We start from the raw sequence: 19182 nt of genomic DNA, 5'->3' as shown, positions 1-19182 counted from the left end.
AGAGGTCTACTGCGTGCGTTTGCATGCCGACGCGGCGGCAACGAGCAGCATGAAGCACACGCGTGACCGGCCGACGGAATCGCCGAGCTAAACAGTCGGCGGGTCGCCCCAACTGCGGCCATCGCGCGGCAGGCGGCCATCGTCAAGCACCTGCAGCACGCGCTCGGGCTGCAGCATGTCCAGAAACAGCACCACGTTGACGCCTTCCGGCCGCGCCATGCTGGGGAAGATCGCGCCGGGAATCTCTGCTTCGCGCAACAGGTCGCCGAGCACCCAGCTCACCGGTTCGATCTTGTTGACCAGCGCCTTGCGCCAGTCGTCGGCCCAGTCGGCCCACACCGCATCCCAGCTGGCATCGAGCAGACGCAGATCGGCCAGCGCCGGAAGATCGGCGGCGTAGCTGACCAGCGTCAACGGTGGCAGGAACGGGGCGGCCTGGGCATATTCGGCCGCGGCGGTTTCCAGTTGCAGCGACAGATAGAGCGCCGGCTGGCCGAAGCGATTGAAACGCCCACCCGAGCGCGCCGCACCGGCACCGCTCAGCGGTTCGGCGGCCCAGCGCGGGGTAAAGGCGCGATAGAGCGTGCAGTGCGCCGGGGCGCTCAGCTTCAACCGGCGGCCCCTGCGGCGACCGTGCGCAGATAGGTCAGCGCATCGTCGGTGCGTCCCTGCTTGACCACTTCCAGCAAGGTGGCGAACTCGAACGCGGGGATCGGCGTGTTCTTGAGGTGGAACACCACCTGGCGCTCGTCCGGTTGCACCTGCGCCATCGCCACCAGCAGCCGCGACAGATTGCGCAGCAGGTCCTGCACGCGCGGGCTTTCAGGGTGCACGCGCAGGCTGTTGCGATGCACGCCGGCCAGGTCGGCCAGTTCCTGTTGCGAAAGATCCAGCAGACCGGCCATGGCCGACGGCGACAGGATGGTTCGGTCCGGCACGCGCAGGCGTTCGGTCAAGGTCAGGGGATTGAGAACGGCGACCATCGCACGGCTCCGGCAAGGTAGGTGCACAGTATATGCACAGTCAGCTGCATCCGGGAGGCACATCCATGCGCTCGGTCAGTGCACTGTCAGCTGCGCGCTTGCGCTGCCCCCACCGCGCGCAGACAGAAGCCGCAGATCGCTTCGACCAGTTGCTCGCCCTGTTGCGGGTCGCTACGGCTGGGGGCGATCGGCCCCACCAGGGCCTCGGTAAACGCGCCAACGATGCAGGCAGCCGCGGCATCCAGCGACTGCTGCGGAAACTCCCCGGCCGCCACGCCTTCGGCAAGCAGCTGGCGAAACACCTCGCCGAACAGGCGGCGGCCGCGGATGCGCTCGGCGTCGACCTCGCTCTCCACCGGCTCGGCGATGAAGGCGTATGCCAATGCCGGGCCGGCCAGCGCCCGCCGAACGAAAGTGGCGATCGCGCTACGCAGGCGCTCGGCTGCGCTGGCCTGGGTGGCCGCAATGGCACGCAGGATGGCCATCTCGCGCTGTACCGCTTCGTTTAGAACTTCTACGAAAAGTTCGGCTTTCGACGGGAAATGTCGATAAATCTGCCCGGTTGATACGCCCGCCGCCGCGGCCACCGCGGTGACCGGTGCATTGCGGTAACCGCCTTCGGCGATCAGGACGCGGGCGGCGTGCAGGATCCGTTCGCGATTGCCGGCCAGGCGTTCTTCCATCAGGGCGGAGCGTCGATAAGCCATGGTGTGATTCTTGGTTCAATAGTTGAATTTTAGTTCACTTTTTTGTTGCGGACCGCTAGTCTGGCCGCATCCGCCGCGCGGTCCGCCCGCTCCCACCCGGCACATCCCGATCCCTGTGGAGTTGTTGCATGCATGTGCCGTCCTTGAACTTCGAGCTTGGCGAAGAGATCGACCTGCTGCGCGAAAGCGTGGCCGCCTTCGCCAGCCACCATATCGCTCCGCTGGCCGCGGCAGCCGACCACGATAACGTGTTCCCCGCCCAGCTATGGCGCCTGCTCGGCGAACAAGGGCTGCTCGGTCTGACCGTAGAAGACGCGTACGGCGGCAGCGGCATGGGCTATCTGGCGCATGTGGTGGCGATGGAAGAGATCTCCCGCGCTGGCGGTGCGATCGGGCTGTCGTATGGCGCGCATTCGAATCTGTGCCTGAACCAGCTGCGCAAGAACGCCAGCCACGAGCAGAAGCAACGCTACCTGCCCAAGCTGTGCAGTGGCGAGCATGTGGGCGCGCTGGCGATGAGCGAAGCCGGCTCCGGTTCGGACGTGGTGTCGATGAAGCTGCGCGCCGATGCGCGCGGCGACCGCTTTGTGCTCAACGGCAGCAAGATGTGGATCACCAACGGCCCGGATGCCGACGTGTTGGTGGTGTACGCCAAGACCGACCCGGACGCCGGCGCGCGCGGCATCACCGCCTTTATCGTGGAGAAGGGCATGCCGGGCTTTTCCACGGCGCAGAAGCTCGACAAGCTGGGCATGCGCGGCTCCAACACCTGCGAGCTGGTGTTCACCGATTGCGAAGTACCGGCGGAAAACGTGCTGGGCACGCTCAACGGCGGCGTGCGTGTGCTGATGTCCGGGCTGGATTACGAACGCGTGGTGCTGGCCGGCGGGCCGCTCGGGCTGATGGCCGCAGCAATGGACGTGGTGCTGCCGTACGTGCACGAGCGCAAGCAGTTCGGCGAGCCGATCGGCACCTTCCAGTTGATGCAGGCCAAGCTGGCCGACATGTATGTGGGGCTCAATGCCTGCCGCGCGTATGTGTATGCAGTGGCGCGCGCCTGCGATGCCGGGCGTACCACCCGCCAGGACGCAGCCGGCGCCATCCTGTATGCCGCCGAGAAGGCAACCTGGCTGACCGGCCAGGCCATCCAGGTGCTGGGTGGCAATGGCTACATCAACGAGTACCCCACCGGACGCCTGTGGCGCGATGCCAAGTTGTACGAGATTGGCGCGGGCACCTCGGAAATCCGGCGCATGCTGATCGGCCGCGAGTTGTTCGAACGCACCGCCTGACGGAGCCACCATGAGCGTGATCGATAGCCAGCTGCAGGTCAGCGGCGAGAGTTTTCAACACAATGCCGCCGCGATGCGCGCGGTGATCGACGACCTGCGCCACACCCTCGCCCGGACCGCGCGTGGCGGCAGCGACGCCGCACGCGCCAAGCACACCGCACGCGGCAAGCTGTTGGCGCGCGAGCGCATCGATGCCTTGCTGGATCCGGGCAGCCCATTGCTGGAACTCGCCCCCCTGGCCGCCCATGGCATGTACGACGACCAGGTCCCGTGCGCGGGCGTGGTGGCCGGCATTGGCCGCGTGTCCGGCGTGGAATGCGTGATCGTGGCCAACGACGCCACCGTCAAGGGCGGCACCTATTACCCGATGACGGTGAAAAAGCACTTACGTGCGCAGGAGATCGCGCAGCAAAACCGGTTGCCGTGCATCTATCTGGTCGATTCCGGCGGCGCATTCCTGCCGTTGCAGGACGAAGTGTTTCCGGACCGCGACCACTTCGGGCGCATCTTCTACAACCAGGCCAACCTGTCGGCCAACGGCATCCCGCAGATTGCCTGCGTAATGGGCTCGTGCACCGCTGGCGGCGCCTATGTGCCGGCAATGAGCGATGAAACGGTGATCGTGCGCGAGCAAGGCACCATCTTCCTGGGTGGCCCGCCGCTGGTGAAGGCCGCCACCGGCGAAGAAGTCAGTGCCGAAGACCTGGGCGGCGCCGATGTGCATACGCGCATCTCCGGCGTGGCCGATCACTTTGCCGACAACGATCTGCAGGCGCTGGCGCGCGTGCGCGCCATCATCGCGCAGCTCAACTGGCGCAAACCTGCCGCATCGCTGGCGCTGCAGGCACCGTTGCCGCCACGCTATGCCGCCGACGAACTATATGGCGTGATTCCTGCAGATACGCGCAAGCCGTTCGATGTGCGCGAAGTGATCGCGCGCATCGTCGACGATTCGCGCCTGGATGAATTCAAACCGCGCTATGGCAGCACGCTGGTGACAGGGTTTGCGCACCTGCATGGCTACCCGGTCGGCATCATTGCCAACAACGGCATCCTGTTTTCCGAGTCCGCGCTCAAGGGCGCGCACTTCATCGAGCTGTGCACGCAGCGCGGCATTCCGCTGGTCTTCCTGCAGAACATCACCGGCTTCATGGTCGGGCGCAAATACGAACATGGCGGCATCGCCAAGGACGGCGCCAAGCTAGTGATGGCGGTGGCCTGCGCCAAGGTGCCCAAGTTCACCGTGGTGATCGGCGGCTCGTTCGGTGCGGGCAACTACGGCATGTGTGGGCGCGCGTATTCGCCGAACTTCTTGTGGATGTGGCCGAATGCGCGTATCGGCGTGATGGGTGGCGAGCAGGCGGCCAGCGTGCTGGCCACGGTGCGTCGCGACGGTATCGAGGCCAAGGGCGGTGCATGGTCGGGCGAAGACGAGGATGCGTTCAAGGCGCCGATCCGCGCCCAGTTCGAGCAGCAAGGCCATCCGTATTACGCCAGTGCTCGGCTCTGGGACGATGGCATCATCGATCCGGCCGATACGCGCCGCGTGCTGGGCCTGGGATTGTCGGCGGCCTTGAACGCGCCGATCGAACCCACGCGCTTTGGCGTGTTTCGCATGTGAGTGAGGGGGAGCATTGCAGCCGCGGTTCTGCGTGCTGCGGCACCCGATGCTGGTGTGCAGGCTGGGAGTGAGGTTGTGTATATGCGTGCCGGCAATCGTCGACGTTTGCGCAGGTGGCTTGCAGCAACACAGCGCCGTGTGACAACAAACCTGCTTGCGCTCGATGTCGGTGTGCAACAGGCAAGCCGTTTATCTTCGTAAGACGACCCGCCGCTACGGCGACGTGCAGAGACTGATCCGATGACCCAGCGCGACCCTATCGCCGCAGCAACGCAAGCGCCCTTCGACAAGATCCTGATCGCCAATCGCGGCGAGATCGCCTGCCGGGTCATCGCCACCTGCCGCACCCTGGGCATTGCGACGGTGGCGGTGTATTCGGATGCAGACCGCAATGCACGACATGTGCGCATGGCGGACGAAGCGGTGCACATCGGCGCCGCGCCCGCGCAGCAAAGCTATCTGCGGGGCGAAGCAATCCTGCAAGCGGCACGCGCCACCGGTGCGCAGGCGATCCATCCCGGTTATGGGTTCCTGTCGGAAAACGCGGCATTTGCCGAGGCTTGCGCACACGCTGGCATCGTCTTCATCGGCCCACCGGCGGCGGCGATCCGCGCGATGGGCGACAAGAGTGCGGCCAAGGCACTGATGCAACGGGCCGGCGTGCCGCTGACACCGGGCTACCACGGCGACGAGCAGGCACCGGCATTCCTGCGTGCGCAAGCCGACGCCATCGGCTACCCGGTGTTGATCAAGGCCAGTGCCGGCGGCGGCGGCAAGGGCATGCGTCGGGTGGATACCAGCGCAGCGTTCGAAGACGCGTTGGCGAGCTGCCAGCGTGAAGCGCAGTCGGCATTCGGCAATGCGCACGTGCTGGTGGAGAAATATGTCCAGCGGCCGCGGCATATCGAAATCCAGGTGTTCGGCGATACGCATGGCGAGGTGGTGTACCTGTTCGAACGCGACTGCTCGGTGCAGCGCCGCCACCAGAAGGTGCTGGAAGAAGCGCCCGCACCGGGCATGAGCGAAGCCAGGCGCGCGGCGATGGGCAAGGCGGCGGTAGATGCGGCACAGGCGGTGGGCTACGTCGGTGCCGGCACGGTGGAATTCATCGCCGGCCCGGACGGCGATTTCTATTTCATGGAAATGAATACCCGTCTGCAGGTGGAGCACCCGGTGACCGAATTGATCACCGGCACCGATCTGGTCGAGTGGCAATTGCGGGTTGCCGCTGGCGCACGCTTGCCGCGCAGGCAGCACGAGCTACGCATCCACGGGCATGCGCTGGAAGCGCGCCTGTACGCCGAAGATGCCGAGCGCGGTTTCCTGCCGTCCACCGGCACGCTGCGTCAGTTGCAGATGCCTGCTGCCAGCGCGCATGTGCGCGTCGATGCAGGCGTGGGGCAAGGCGACACCATCAGCCCGTACTACGACCCGATGATCGCCAAGCTGATCGTCTGGGATACCGATCGCACGGCTGCATTGGCCCGCATGCGCGCGGCATTGGCGCAATTCCACGCGGTAGGGGTCACCACCAACAGTGCATTTCTGTCGCGCCTGATCGCGACCGATTCGTTCGCATCGGCGAATCTGGACACCGCCTTGATCGAGCGCGAACACGCCGTGCTGTTTCCAGAGGCGCGCAGCCCCGACAACGCCTGGTGGTGTTTGGCAGCGGTGTTGATTGCCGATGCATTGCCGCCAGCGGCCGTTGATCCAGCCGATCCGCATTCGCCGTGGCAGCACGCGGACGGCTGGCGCATCGGTGCGCATGCAGCGCAGCACATCGTCCTGGAAGCAAACGGCGAGCGCCGCCAACTCGCTGTGCGCCCGGATGCCGATGGCTGGCAAGTCACCGACGCAGGCCAGACGCATGCCGTGCGCTACCACCGGCACGAGACGGACGTGCGCGTGGAGATGGACGGCCGGCAATGGCGTGCACAGGTGTTGCGCGACGGCGCCACGCTGACCCTGATCGGGGCCACGCAGCGGGCCGCCTTCCGTCACCACGATGCACTGGCAGAAGCCGACCAGCCCACCCAGGACACCGGCGGACTGACCGCACCGATGCCCGGCCGCATCGTGTCCCTGCCCGCAGCAGTGGGCCAGCCGGTCGCCCGTGGGCAGGCACTGGTGGTGCTGGAAGCGATGAAAATGGAGCACACCCTGCACGCGCCCAGCGATGGCACCGTGCAGGCGTACCTGGTGGCCGAAGGCGATCTGGTGAACGACGGTGCCGCGCTGGTGGAATTTGTGTCCGCGTCTGCGTAGCGGCGCATGGCAGGGTGACCAACGGCACGTTCGCCTGCACGCACGCTGCCGCTAGCGTGGCAAATCGGCCGGCCCGGCCGCCTTGCCACCGGAGTTCCCATGCAACGCCTGCTTCTTGTTTCCAGCATGCTGCTCGCGCTGTCTGCGTGCAGCGACAAACCTGCGCCCGCTCCCGAGAAAGCGGCAGCACCTGCACCGGCGGCAGCAGCGCCCGCAGCGCCGCCTGCGTTAATCACCCGCGATGCGCTGTTCGGCAATCCCGAGCGGGCCAATGTCAGCATCAGTCCGGACGGCAAGTACCTCAGCTGGGTGGCGCCGCTGGAGGGTGTGCTCAATGTCTGGGTGGCGCCGGTGGATGCGCCCGACCAGGCGCGTGCGATCACCAAGGACACCGCACGCGGCATTCGCAATTACTTCTGGACCTATCAACCCAATACCTTGCTGTATCTGCGCGACAACGGCGGCGATGAAGATTTCCACCTGTTTTCGGTCAATTTGGCTGACGGCAGCAGCAAGGATCTCACTCCGTTCAAGAAAACCAATGCCGAGGTGTATCGGGTCAGCGCACAACATCCCGAATCGATCATGGTCGGCATGAACGACCGCGACGCCAAGTGGCACGACCTGTACCGCGTGGACCTGGCCTCCGGCAAGCGCACGCTGGTGCAGAAGAACACCGACAGCCTGGATGCGTACCTGCTCGATGGCGACTACCAGCTGCGCTACGCCACGCGCGCGACAGACGATGCCGGCAGGGAGTTGCTGGTGCCCGATGGCAACCGCTGGAAGAGCGTAGACCGCATTCCGTTCGAGGACGTCACCAATACCGCGCCGGAGGGCCTGACCGAGGATGGCAAGACGCTGTACATGCAGGATTCGCGCAACCGCGACACCGCAGCGCTGTATGCCATCGACACGACCAGCAACACACGTACGCTGTTGTTCGAAAATCCGCGCGCCGACGTCGGCGCCACCTTGAACGACCCCAAGACCGGGGCGGTGCAGGCGGTGTCCACCGACTACCTGCGCGAAGAATGGAAGCCGCTGGACAACGGCATTGCCGCGGATCTGCAGAAACTCAAATCCCTTGGCGGCGGCGATGCCAGCGTGGCCGCGCGCACGCTCGACGACCGCATCTGGATCGTGGGCTATTCCGCGGCAGAAACCCCGCTCACGTACTACCGCTACGATCGCGCCGATGGCGGCAAGCTGACCAAACTGTTCTCCGCACGACCCGCGCTGGAGGGCAAGCCACTGGTGCCGATGTGGCCACAGGAGCTGACCGCACGCGACGGCCTCAAACTGATCAGCTACCTCACCCTGCCGGCCGAAGCCGATGCCAACCACGACGGCAAGGCCGACAAGCCGGTGCCGTTGGTGCTGTTCGTGCACGGCGGCCCGTGGGCGCGCGACAGCTACGGCTACGGGCCGTACGAGCAATGGTTGGCCAACCGCGGCTATGCGGTGTTGTCGGTGAACTTCCGTGGCTCCACCGGGTTCGGCAAGGCATTCACCAACGCCGGCAATGGCGAGTGGGCCGGCAAGATGCACGAGGACCTGCTCGACGCGGTGCAATGGGCGGTCAAGCAAGGCGTCACCAAACCGGACGAGGTCGCCATCATGGGCGGCAGCTACGGCGGCTATGCCACGCTGGTCGGCATGACGTTTACCCCGGACGCCTTCAAATGCGGCGTGGATATCGTGGGCCCGGCCAATCTCAACACCTTGCTCGGCACCGTGCCGCCCTACTGGGCCAGCTTCTACAAGCAGCTGACCCGGCGCATGGGCGACCCCGCCACCGAAGCCGGCAAGCAGTGGCTGACCGACCGTTCTCCGCTGACCCATGTCGACAAGATCAGCAAGCCGCTGTTGATCGGCCAGGGCGCCAACGACCCGCGCGTCAAGCAGGCCGAAAGCGACCAGATCGTCAACGCAATGAAGGCCAAGAACATTCCGGTCACCTACGTGCTGTTCCCCGACGAAGGCCACGGCTTCCGCCGCCCGGAAAACAGCAAGGCCTTCAACGCCGTGACCGAAAGCTTCCTGAGCCAGTGCCTGGGCGGCCGCGTGCAACCGATCGGTGCGGACCTGGAAGGCTCCAGCATCACCGTCCCGGAAGGCGCCGACAAGATCAACGGCCTGAGCGAGGCCTTGAAGACGCATACGCAGGCGATTCGGAAGTAAGCCTGCGCGGGACTTGCTTTAGCCGGGAAACGAAAGCCGACGGCACTCTGCCGTCGGCCTTCGCAGGTGCTACGAAACACCGGAGCGCGGCTCGGATTGTCAGTAAGCGGCGCCAGATACCGGCGGGTAAACCGGGTGTATCAAGGGCAGCTACCAATACGTCAACGGCACACGCTCGGACATAGCGAGAAAGCGAGCAAACTGACCTCACGCGATTGTCCGATACGTCTCAAGTCGCTGCGGACCAAATCGCACCCATAGGATCCAGCTCTGCCGTCACCATGGTCGTGGCGCGCCAGCCAAAGCCGCATACGGCGAGAACGCCTTGCGAAGTCGGGTCCAAACCAAGCGCGCGCTCAAGATGTTTTTCGTTCACCGCACCGGTGATAAACGCCCCCAAACCGAGGTCGGTTGCCGCCAGATACAGCGTCTGCGACAAGTGCCCGGCTTCCAACGCAACCACGCGATACCCTTTGGCATGCTGCCTGTATTTCCAGAAGGTTCGATCAAAGCGCGGCACCAAGGCAACCAGTACATGCGCGTCTGCGAACCAGTGTTGCTGTCCTACAGCCTGCATGACGAAGTCATCGGAGCACTCAAGACCTGACATACGCTCTAAGGCGTGACTATCTGCACGATAGTGGTAGACGCCAGATTCCAGATCTTGGACGTTCCTCACCAAAATGTATGCCTCGATAGGATGCAAGCCACCACCGGAAGGCACATTCTTTTTAAGAAAAACCAGGTCATCGCCCACCTTTACCTTGGCATGAGCAGCGAACACCCGCTGCAACATGTGGGCGAACGTCGGTAGAGGAACGGGTCTGCTCTGATCGAAATTACGACAAGTGACACGCCGTCCCAGCAGGTCATCGAAATCGTTTGCGACCATGGGCGGCAGGCCGATGAGTGTTCGACGGTCATTTGCCGGCAACACTTCCGGGGGCGCAGGCCCCAAGACACGCCGCATTGCCACCGCTGTATCGGTGCCAGAATCCCGGGTGTTCTTGACCGCATCTACCCCATCCCATCGCGTAAATGCGTGCAGCACCGCGGCAAGCGGATGCCAGTGCGAGGCCCTCAGACGCGAATCGGCTTTAGCAAACCTGCTGCCTTGCGTTTGTTCCTCCAGCACCAGGCCCTGCGCGATCAAGCCGTCAAGCGCTTCACTCTCGTATGGCAAGCGGGTCGTCCAGTGCGAGGGACTAAGCTCACCCAGCAACGCCCGCTGAGCTTCTGACACGGCCACCGGGGCATCGAGATGCGGCGCGAGCGCAAACCACTGCATCGAATGGTCCAGCCCATTGCCGCCTCGTAGAAGACTGTCCAATGTGTAAGACACGGTCTCACGTGGCTCCAGCACGACAATTGCGCAACGCTTGACCAGCATCATCTTCTCCAGCGATCTGAGGTACACCGTGTGCAGATATTTCTGCTCCAGGAATAACGCCCCGCCGTTGCCTAACTTGAGCCAATGCCTGATACCGCTCAAGCCAGCCCCGTTAGAGCCGCTATGTGTTACTTCATCCCACTGAAGTGCCAGCGATGCCAATGCTGAAGCTTGAACCTGCTGTTGCAAGCAACCTGATCGATCTACTATCTACCGATGATGCCTTTCGTGCATTATTCGTCTCAGACACATTAGAGGCACTACGACAGGTTGGGCACATCGCCGCACCTGGCGACGACATCGAGGCATTCGTTCGCGATTGCGCATGCAATATCCAGTTGGCAGATAAGGATGTAATCGCAGGTGCGCGTGAGCAGATCAACACCATGCTGACGTCTGGGACCTCACACATCGTCCCTCAGCTGGATGCCGGTTACAACGGCGATAGGACGCTCAAATAAAGAACAGCTTTTTGGCACGCTGCAGGTTTACCCCTGCGTCTCTGCTATCCACGAATCTTCTGCTGTTCTCAGATCCACCAGATTGAGCGGCTGCAGACAGTATCCGCATTCGATCTCCGCGTAAGCCAAACCTCGATGCTGGCGGATCCAGTCGTGTTGAATCCGCGCATCTGCGTTACGCTGTCCAAGTTGGGCAGCGCGCATTGCCGTTGCCCTTGTCTGAAATCGCGACATCGAATCCAGATAGGGACTGAGCATGCGGAATGCATCGTCTGGCCGCTGCTCGGCTAATAGAATTTCCGCATCGACAACCGCACCCAGTTCCACCACCAAGCGGTTGGCGTAGGCCAGTGGCGCCACCTTGACCTGCTGCCGGACCCTAGCGGCACCTTGGGTATCGCCGGCGCGGGCCATGATGAGCGCGGCAGCCAATGCGGTGGACAGGTTGTCGATCCTATCGATTGGGACATCTGCGCCTAAATCCCGCAATGCCAACCTTGCCCCCTCTTCGGCGACCTCCGCGGCTTTTGGTCGCTGCCCGGAGGCAAGCAACGCAGTTGCTAGCGGGACGTAATAGTTGATCCGATCAGTTCCTCTCCTGTTCAATCCTGCGCTCAGTCCGACTTGGGCATGCGCGACCGCCGCGTGCAGATCCCCTTCATCAAGAGCGATAGTGGTTCGCGTGATATCGGCATGGAAATTCGTCTTGTCGACTCGAGCAAGCGCATCGCGTGCGCCCGAGTAGTCACGCTTCGCAGCCGCGACAGCAGCCTGACGCAGCAGCGCGCCATTCCATCCTGATCCGACCGCCTTTCTCACTGCCTGATCGGCTTGGTCGTATTGACCAAGAGCCAGCAAGATACGCCCATACATATCGAGCGATACGCTGGAAAGATCGTACTTCCCCTGCGCCGAAGCACGCGCGTACGGCAGAGCGTCAGCGAACCGATTAGCGACGAACAAGTCCATCGCTGCGTTCGCTTGGGCAGGTGCATAGTCGGGATACAACTCCGCCATCTGTATCCAGGAATCGGCCGCCTGCGCTGGATCGAGAATCTGCACGCCCCAGCTTTTTACGTAAAGCGCCTCGCGCGGGGGGAGCCTGGACTTGAATTGCTCAGCAACCCTAAGCGTTTCGGTCGCCTTCTTGTAATCGACATTGGCAAAATGGGCGCGCACTTGACCAAGCCAGGCCAGCGCAAAGTGCGGATCGATATCGACTGCTTTCTGGAAGAAATCCAAAGCAGCACCGTATTTCCCTTCCGAGTATCGTTGTTGTCCCAATGCATAAGCGCGCAACGCATCGAGACTAGATGTGGTGACATCCGGCAAGGCAGGACTGTTTTGTCGAATACTGTCACGGTTTTCGCCGAGCTGCGTCCTCAGTTCGCCCGTCACTGTATCAACAGCAGAAAGAATCGACGGATTTGAGCCGAATGCGGTACTTACAGCAACAGTCTGCTGAGTTTTCGGGTCGACCACTTCCACGACGAAACGTGTGCGCCCCCCAACGTAACCCACGGAAGGAAGTAACACCGCTCTCGCACCGGTGCGTAATGCGACATCCGACGCGTTCTTGCGGTCCAGCGGATCTTTGGTGGGATCTTTGCGCATCAGTGCTAACAGTTTCAGTGTTCTGTCTTCACTGAGAACGTTGACGTATCGCGACTGCTCCAGGCTGATCCGAAATGCCTGATCGAGTGCTCCGTCCAGCATCACGTCATTGGTGAGGTTGCGGACCGTCCCGACAACCACCCAGTCGCGTTCTGCAAACGCGAGCGCTGGTTGCGGCCGTGCAAAGAGCCAGATTGCGAAACCAATCCCCAGCACCACCCCCACCTCAGCCACCAACGCGGCCGGCCTGCGCCACAGCGGCACATCGCGCCAGGCTTTTGCCGAATTCTTCGGCATGCGCAGGGGAGTCAGGCCGACTTCGCCGACTTCGTAGATCTCCATCGCGGTGGGCATGCCTTTGAAGCGCCAGCGCCCGTGCGATTTCCACAATAACCGGTCGGCCCGGTTTCCGAGTTCGCGTGCGGCGCGATGGGTCAACGACTCGGCCACGGCCGAGAGCAAGATCTGCCCCGGCCGTGCCATCGACATCAGGCGTGCGGCGGTGGGCTTGGCCAGCCCTTCGACTTCCAGCGGCTTGGCGCCGATGCTGATCGCTTCGTCGCTATTGCGCCAGGTCAGCACTTCGCCCACATGCAGGCCCTGGCGTGCGCAGAGCGTGAGCGCATGCGCATCGCCCATCGTCTTGAGCCCGCGCGCGTAATCCAGCGCGAAACCCAGGCCATCGATGGGGCGGTCGAACAGCAGCAGCAGCCCGTCGGAACGATCGATCAGGCGGCCGCGCCAGTGCTGCTGCAGCTTGACCACCAGGCGGTCGTGCTCGCGGAACAAGGCGGCTGCGGCGTTATCGCCGATACGTTCGACCAGCGCGGTCGAATCGCAGAGATCGGTCAACAGCAAGGTGCGCAGCCGCGGCGCCTGGATCGCTTCCGACGACGCGTCCTTGCGTGCGTGGGTACGGCTGCTCATCGCTCAGCGGTGACCGGTGGCAGGCGGTTGATCCAGGGCCAGCGTCTCCTGCATGCACAGCACATTGCCGCCCTGCCGCTTGGCCTCGTACAAGGCGCTGTCGGCGAGCGTGTACCAGTCGTTCCAGGCCGCGTCCGCGTCGATCATGCACGAGCCTACGCTGACCGAGCAGCCTTGTTCGCCCTGGCCGTTGCACAGCCGCGCTTCCACCGCGCGCACGATGCATTCGCCGATGTGGTGCACCAGCTCGCTGGTGCCTTGCGCGACGAGCACGCAGAATTCATCGCCGCCGAGACGGCAGGCCAGGTCGCCTTCGGCGATCACCGAACGCAGGGCATGGGCCACGTTCTGCAGCACGCGGTCGCCTGCCAGGTGACCGAACTCGTCGTTGATGCGCTTGAAACGGTCGCAGTCGATCAGGATCAGGCCCACACCCGGCACGTGGCCGGCCCGCCGGCATTCCTGCAGGTGCAACGCCAGCCCGCGCCGGTTGTGCAGGCCGGTGAGCTCGTCGGTCCGGCTCAGTTCTTCGGTGTGGTTGAGCTGGTGCGAGGTGACGTAGAGGTTGTCCAGCGCCGCTTCCAGATCGTGGTTGCGGCGGCGCAGCTGGCGGATCAGCAATTGTTCGTTGTTGACCACCCGCACGATGGAGCGGCGCAGGAAGTGCGCCACCATCGAGGGGTCCTGGTCGACCAGACGCTGGAAATCCTCGTGTGCCAGCTCGATCAGACGGCTGTCGGTGGAGGCGCTGGCGCCGGCGCTGCGCGCGTGATCGCCGATCAGCAGGCCGAGCTCGCCGAAGAATTCTCCCGGGCCCAGATGCTTGAGCATCAGGTCCTCGCCGAAATCCAGGTCGATCTGGCCGCTGACAACGATGTACATCTGCGTGCCCACCGCACCGCGCTCGAACAGCGACTGGCCCGCGGACACCTCACGCGAACGGCCGAAACGGGCGAAAAACGCCAGTTCCTCGGCAGTCATCAGCGCATGCAGCCCATCGGGGACCGTTTTGGCAACGTTCCCTGTCGGCTCGAGTGCGCCTGCGGTGTTGTGGCACGTCATCGGTTTTCCCTTAGGCCAGCCTGCACCATTAGCCCATGGACAAATCCTACAGGACCCCCTTGTTCAGCACCAGATCACACTATTTCTCACCAAGAAAGAGACGAATTGACGGGTATCGGACGTAAAAAAAGGGCTCGGTTCTCCGAGCCCTTCCCCCTCCCAGGGTGGCGCAATGTGGCGCCGGTTGAATCTGCCTTGGTCGGCTATTGCTGTAGCAACAGCTGCATCAACTCAGCGCCAGGTGTCGCTGCGCTGCATTGCCTCATGTACAGCCGCTGCCGTTGCGGTGCCGCCAGCCATCAGGCCGCCTTGTCGCTATGGAATTGCGCTTCTTCGGTGGAGCCACGCAAGGCGGTGGTGGACGATTGCCCCTGCTGGATCGCCTGCGTCACTGCATCGAAATAGCCGGTGCCTACTTCGCGCTGGTGCTTGACTGCGGTAAATCCCCTCTCCGCCGCCTCGAACTCGGCCTGCTGCAATTCGACGAACGCACTCATCTGCCGGCGCGCATAGCCGTGCGCCAGATGGAACATGCCGTAGTTCAAGGCGTGGAAGCCAGCCAGGGTGATGAACTGGAACTTGTAGCCATAGCTCGCCAGTTCGGTCTGGAATTTGGCGATGGTGGCATCGTCCAGATTCTTCTTCCAATTGAAACTCGGCGAGCAGTTGTAGGCCAGCAATTTGCCGGGGAACCTGGCATGGATGGCCTGCGCAAACGCACGCGCAAATTCCAGGTCCGGCTTGCCGGTTTCGCACCAGATCAGGTCGGCGTACGGGGCATAGGCCAAGCCGCGGCTGATCGCCTGGTCCAGGCCATTGCGGGTCTTAAAGAAGCCTTCGACCGTGCGCTGCCCGGTGGTGAACGGTTGGTCGTTGGCATCCACGTCGCTGGTGATCAGGTCGGCGGCTTCGGCGTCGGTGCGTGCGATCAGCACCGTCGGCACGCCCAGCACGTCGGCAGCCAGGCGCGCGGCATTCAATTTTTCGATCGCCTCACGCGTGGGTACCAGCACCTTGCCGCCCATGTGGCCGCACTTCTTGACCGAGGCCAGTTGGTCTTCGAAATGCACGCCAGCCGCGCCGGCTTCGATCATCGCCTTCATCAGTTCGAAGGCGTTGAGCACGCCACCGAAGCCGGCTTCGGCGTCGGCCACGATCGGCTGCAGGAAGTCGATGGCATCGTTGCCTTCGGCGTGATGCAACTGGTCGGCGCGCAGCAAGGTGTTGTTGATGCGCTTGACCACCGCCGGCACCGAATCGGCCGGGTACAGCGATTGGTCCGGATACATCTGCCCGGCCAGATTGGCGTCGGCGGCAACCTGCCAGCCGCTCAGGTAAATCGCCTTCAAGCCGGCCTTGACCTGCTGCATGGCCTGGTTGCCGGTCAATGCGCCCAGCGCATTGACGAACGGCGTGGCATGCAATGAGGCCCACAATTTTTCCGCGCCCAACCGCGCCAGCGAATGCTCGACATGCACGGTGCCGCGCAGGCGCACCACATCGGCAGCGCTGTAATTGCGGGTGATGCCGCTCCAGCGCGGGTTGTTGGCCCAGTCCTGCTGCAGTTGTTCGGCGCTTTGCAGTGTAGTGCTCATCTTGCGTTCTCCTGAGAGGTACGACGGATGGAACGAGGAAGAATGGTGGGCATGCGGCATGGCAAGGCCGTCGTTGCGCGCGTGTGCGCAACGGGCGTTGGAATGCGTTGAAGTGGAAACTGCGCGACGCCGGTGGCAGGCGTCGCCGCAGGGTGAAATCAATCGATCAGGCGGTACGCCGGTACGGTAAGGAAGTCCGCCAGTTCGTCGGCGCGGCTCAACTCTTCGAGCAAGGCAATCGCTTCATCGATCCGTGCAGCGCCGGGCAGCGCGGTGGCGGTTCCCAACCGTGCAGGCAGTGCGCGCAAGGTGGCCTGCAGCAGGTGTTGATCGATGGCGGTGCCATCATCCAGGTGCTGGCCGTGATGCAACCACTGCCACAGCTGCGCGCGGCTGATTTCGGCCGTGGCGGCGTCTTCCATCAGGTGGTGGATCGGCACGCAGCCATTGCCGTCCAGCCAGGCCGCCAGGTAGCGCACGCACACTTCGACATTGCCTTCGAACCCGGCGCGGGTGACATTGCCCGGCGAGGGCGCGATCAACATGTCGCGCGTCACCTGCACGTCATTGCGCACTACATGCTGCTGATGCGCGGTGGGCATGTGTTCGTCGAACAGTTTCATCGCCACCGGAATCAGCGCCGGATGCGCCACCCAGGTGCCATCGTGGCCGGCGGTCACTTCGCGCAACTTGTCGGCACGCACGCGGGCCATGGCCTGTTCGTTGGCGGCTTCATCGTGATTGATCGGAATCTGCGCGGCCATGCCGCCCATCGCATGCGCACCGCGGCGGTGGCAGGTCTTGATCAGCAGCTCCGAATAGGCCTTCAAAAATGGCTGGGTCATGGTGACCTGGCCGCGTTCGGGCAGCACGCGGTCGCGGTGCGCCCGAAAGGTTTTCAGGTAGGAAAAGATATAGTCCCAACGCCCGCAGTTCAGGCCCACGATGCGCTCGCGCAGCGCATGGAGAATTTCGTCCATCTCGAACACCGCCGGCAGCGTTTCGATCAGCACGGTGACCTTGATCTGCCCATGCGGCAGGCCCAGCATCGCTTCGATATGCGCCAGCGCGGTGTCCCACAGTGCGGCTTCTTCCATGCTCTGCAGCTTGGGCAGGTACAGGTACGGGCCGCGGTCCTTGGCCAGCAACGCACGGCCATTGTGGAAGGCAAACAGCGCCGCATCGAACAGGCCGCCGGCCAGCGGCTGGCCGTCGATCAACACGTGCTTTTCGTCCAGGTGCCAGCCGCGCGGGCGCACGATCAGCACTGCACGTTCGGCCTCCGGGCGCAGGGCGTAGTGCTTGCCGTTGGGCGCATCGAAGCTGAGGTCACCGCGCACCGCCGCGGCCAGGGTGCGCTGGCCGGCCAGCAGGTTGCGCCAGGTCGGCGCGGTGGAATCTTCGAAGTCGGCCATGAACACCTTGGCGCCGGAGTTCAGCGCATTGATGACCATCTTCGGGTCGGTCGGGCCGGTGATTTCGACACGGCGGTCCTGCAGTGCCGCCGGCAGGGGAGCCACGCGCCAATCGCCGGCGCGGATGGCCTGGGTATCGGTACGGAAGTCTGGCAGCTGACCGGCATCGAAAGCGGCCTGGCGCTGGCGCCGCTGGGCCAGACGCTGCTGGCGGCCGGGCTCGATCGCCCGGTGCAGCGAAACCAGCAGGGCCAGCGCGGCGGCCGGCAGCAGCTCTGCCTGGCCGGCGATCTGGGTGGTCAGCGCAATGCCGGGCGTGGCGTGGTCGGTGGGACGGGGAGCAAACGCGGTGGCAGCCATGTGGGGGTCCTTGTGCATCCGGACCTGCACCGTGCGCCCGATACAATTATTTGACAAAGCAGTTTTATCAATGCTGTAAATAAGCTCGACTTATATTAGACCAGCGCAACGCACGCTCATGGCGCCAACCCCGCGATTTTCCTACAAATCTGATCGCCTCAAGCCGCTGCGCGCATTCTGCCAGACAGTGCGGCTGGGCTCTGTCTCACGGGCCGCTGAGGCGCTCTATGTCAGCCAGCCGGCCGTGACCCTGCAGCTGCAGGCACTGGAGCGTGATCTGGGCGTGCCGTTGTTCGAACGCTCCGGTCGACGCATGGCACCCAGCCGCGAAGGCCAGTTGCTGTACGACATGGCGCAACCGCTGGTGGAAAGCCTGGATGGGCTGGAAGCGAGCTTTCGCGAAAAGGTGCGCGGGCTGGATGCCGGCGAGCTCAATATCGCCGCCAACAGTTCCACCATCCTGTACCTGCTGCCGCGCATCGTGGCCAACTTCCGCGCGCGCCACCCGGACGTGCGGCTGACCCTGCACAACGCCATCAGCGCCGATGGCACCGACCTGCTGCGCGAAGATGAAGTGGATCTGGCGGTTGGCTCGATGCTGGATGTGCCGGCCGACCTCAACTACGCGCCGGTCTACCGTTTCGAGCAATTGCTGATCACCCCGCCCGATCATCCATTGGCCGGCAAGGCCGAGGTCTCGCTGCAGGATCTGTCGCCATATCCATTGATCCTGCCGCCGCGCCGGCAGGTGACCTACCGCCTGGTCGATCTGGTCTTTCAGCAGGCGCGCGTGCCCTACACCGTGGCACTGGAGGTGGGCGGCTGGGAGGTGATCAAGCAATACGTGGCGATGGGCATGGGTATTTCCATCGTCACCGCGATCTGCCTCACCGATGCCGACCGCGACAAGCTGGCCACGCGCTCGCTGAAGGATTTTTTCCCGACCCGCAGCTACGGCGTGGTGGTGCGCAAGGGCAAGTATCTGTCGCCGCAAGCACGCGCGTTTATCGAGCTGATTCAGCCGGATCTGTTCACGCCGCGTGGCTATGACGAGAGCGGCGATTCGGAGCGTTGAGTCGTTCGCGATGGCCCGGCGTCATCGTCTGGCATCGCGGCCATGCGAGCACGCGTCGCGCCATCCATCACGCACATCCGCCGGAAGATGCTGGATCAAGCGCGCCAAACGTGTGTGCCCTGCAGCAATGCGAGCGAACGCGACAAGATGCGTGACCTGCATTCGACCATCTATCCCTTACGTCAGGACGCATTGCCTGCGCGCGTTGATCACCAACCTGATCGCAGC

Annotated in this window: 14 protein-coding genes; 6 read left to right on the top strand and 8 right to left on the bottom strand. The window is 63.7% G+C overall.

Annotated elements, in window-relative coordinates; translation table 11 throughout:
* Positions 1 to 87: 87 nt before the first annotated feature.
* The 3 genes from ACDH77_RS01245 to ACDH77_RS01235 all read right to left on the bottom strand — a co-directional run bounded on the left by ACDH77_RS01245 (position 88) and on the right by ACDH77_RS01235 (position 1690).
* A complete protein-coding gene (locus tag ACDH77_RS01245) occupies positions 88 to 612 on the bottom strand; it encodes an RES family NAD+ phosphorylase (RefSeq protein WP_008572268.1) in 525 nt (174 codons plus the stop codon).
* Positions 609 to 983, bottom strand: a complete 375-nt coding sequence (locus tag ACDH77_RS01240) for a hypothetical protein (protein WP_031420702.1) — start codon at positions 981 to 983, stop codon at positions 609 to 611. Before ACDH77_RS01240 ends, ACDH77_RS01245 begins: the two co-directional genes overlap by 4 nt.
* 86 nt (positions 984 to 1069) lie before the next feature.
* Positions 1070 to 1690 (bottom strand): TetR/AcrR family transcriptional regulator, encoded by a 621-nt coding sequence (locus ACDH77_RS01235; RefSeq protein ID WP_031420701.1) that lies wholly within the window; start codon positions 1688 to 1690, stop codon positions 1070 to 1072.
* Positions 1691 to 1818: 128 nt separating this feature from the next.
* Between ACDH77_RS01235 and ACDH77_RS01230 the strand changes: the two genes are divergently transcribed.
* The 4 genes from ACDH77_RS01230 to ACDH77_RS01215 all read left to right on the top strand — a co-directional run bounded on the left by ACDH77_RS01230 (position 1819) and on the right by ACDH77_RS01215 (position 9055).
* Positions 1819 to 2982 carry an isovaleryl-CoA dehydrogenase gene (locus ACDH77_RS01230; RefSeq protein WP_033837229.1) on the top strand — a complete coding sequence of 388 codons (1164 nt, stop codon included), beginning with the start codon at positions 1819 to 1821 and terminating at the stop codon, positions 2980 to 2982.
* Between the two features lie 10 nt (positions 2983 to 2992).
* On the top strand, positions 2993 to 4603 hold the full coding sequence (locus ACDH77_RS01225) for a carboxyl transferase domain-containing protein (protein WP_029818300.1): 1611 nt from the start codon (positions 2993 to 2995) through the stop codon (positions 4601 to 4603).
* Positions 4604 to 4843: 240 nt separating this feature from the next.
* Complete coding sequence (locus ACDH77_RS01220; RefSeq protein ID WP_372353681.1) at positions 4844 to 6871, top strand: acetyl-CoA carboxylase biotin carboxylase subunit; 2028 nt, start codon at positions 4844 to 4846, stop codon at positions 6869 to 6871.
* A 99-nt stretch (positions 6872 to 6970) separates the two neighbouring features.
* Positions 6971 to 9055 carry a S9 family peptidase gene (locus ACDH77_RS01215; RefSeq protein WP_031420697.1) on the top strand — a complete coding sequence of 695 codons (2085 nt, stop codon included), beginning with the start codon at positions 6971 to 6973 and terminating at the stop codon, positions 9053 to 9055.
* Between the two features lie 229 nt (positions 9056 to 9284).
* Here ACDH77_RS01215 and ACDH77_RS01210 read toward each other — a convergent pair whose 3' ends face one another.
* Positions 9285 to 10445 (bottom strand): putative peptide maturation dehydrogenase, encoded by a 1161-nt coding sequence (locus ACDH77_RS01210; protein WP_039417208.1) that lies wholly within the window; start codon positions 10443 to 10445, stop codon positions 9285 to 9287.
* A 161-nt stretch (positions 10446 to 10606) separates the two neighbouring features.
* Here ACDH77_RS01210 and ACDH77_RS01205 point away from each other — a divergent pair, with 161 nt between their 5' ends.
* The gene (locus ACDH77_RS01205) at positions 10607 to 10906 is read left to right on the top strand and encodes an NHLP-related RiPP peptide (RefSeq protein ID WP_008572251.1); all 300 of its coding nucleotides are present in this window, start codon (positions 10607 to 10609) and stop codon (positions 10904 to 10906) included.
* Positions 10907 to 10933: 27 nt separating this feature from the next.
* Here the strand turns inward: ACDH77_RS01205 and ACDH77_RS01200 are convergent, their stop codons facing one another.
* The 4 genes from ACDH77_RS01200 to aceB all read right to left on the bottom strand — a co-directional run bounded on the left by ACDH77_RS01200 (position 10934) and on the right by aceB (position 17879).
* Positions 10934 to 13447, bottom strand: coding sequence for a putative peptide modification system cyclase (locus tag ACDH77_RS01200; RefSeq protein WP_008572250.1), 2514 nt, complete (start codon positions 13445 to 13447; stop codon positions 10934 to 10936).
* A 3-nt stretch (positions 13448 to 13450) separates the two neighbouring features.
* Positions 13451 to 14509 (bottom strand): sensor domain-containing diguanylate cyclase, encoded by a 1059-nt coding sequence (locus ACDH77_RS01195; protein ID WP_014089029.1) that lies wholly within the window; start codon positions 14507 to 14509, stop codon positions 13451 to 13453.
* A gap of 299 nt (positions 14510 to 14808) precedes the next feature.
* Positions 14809 to 16104, bottom strand: coding sequence for an isocitrate lyase (gene aceA, locus ACDH77_RS01190; RefSeq protein ID WP_008572248.1), 1296 nt, complete (start codon positions 16102 to 16104; stop codon positions 14809 to 14811).
* Between the two features lie 158 nt (positions 16105 to 16262).
* Positions 16263 to 17879 (bottom strand): malate synthase A, encoded by a 1617-nt coding sequence (aceB, locus tag ACDH77_RS01185; RefSeq protein ID WP_008572247.1) that lies wholly within the window; start codon positions 17877 to 17879, stop codon positions 16263 to 16265.
* A gap of 118 nt (positions 17880 to 17997) precedes the next feature.
* On the opposite strand from aceB, the gene ACDH77_RS01180 reads away from it, so the two are divergent.
* Positions 17998 to 18954 (top strand): LysR family transcriptional regulator, encoded by a 957-nt coding sequence (locus ACDH77_RS01180; protein ID WP_008572246.1) that lies wholly within the window; start codon positions 17998 to 18000, stop codon positions 18952 to 18954.
* The last annotated feature ends 228 nt before the right edge of the window (positions 18955 to 19182 follow it).

Source organism: Xanthomonas axonopodis pv. maculifoliigardeniae (assembly GCF_041519315.1).
Classification (GTDB): domain Bacteria; phylum Pseudomonadota; class Gammaproteobacteria; order Xanthomonadales; family Xanthomonadaceae; genus Xanthomonas; species Xanthomonas euvesicatoria.
This window is presented reverse-complemented; position numbering and strand designations above follow the sequence as displayed.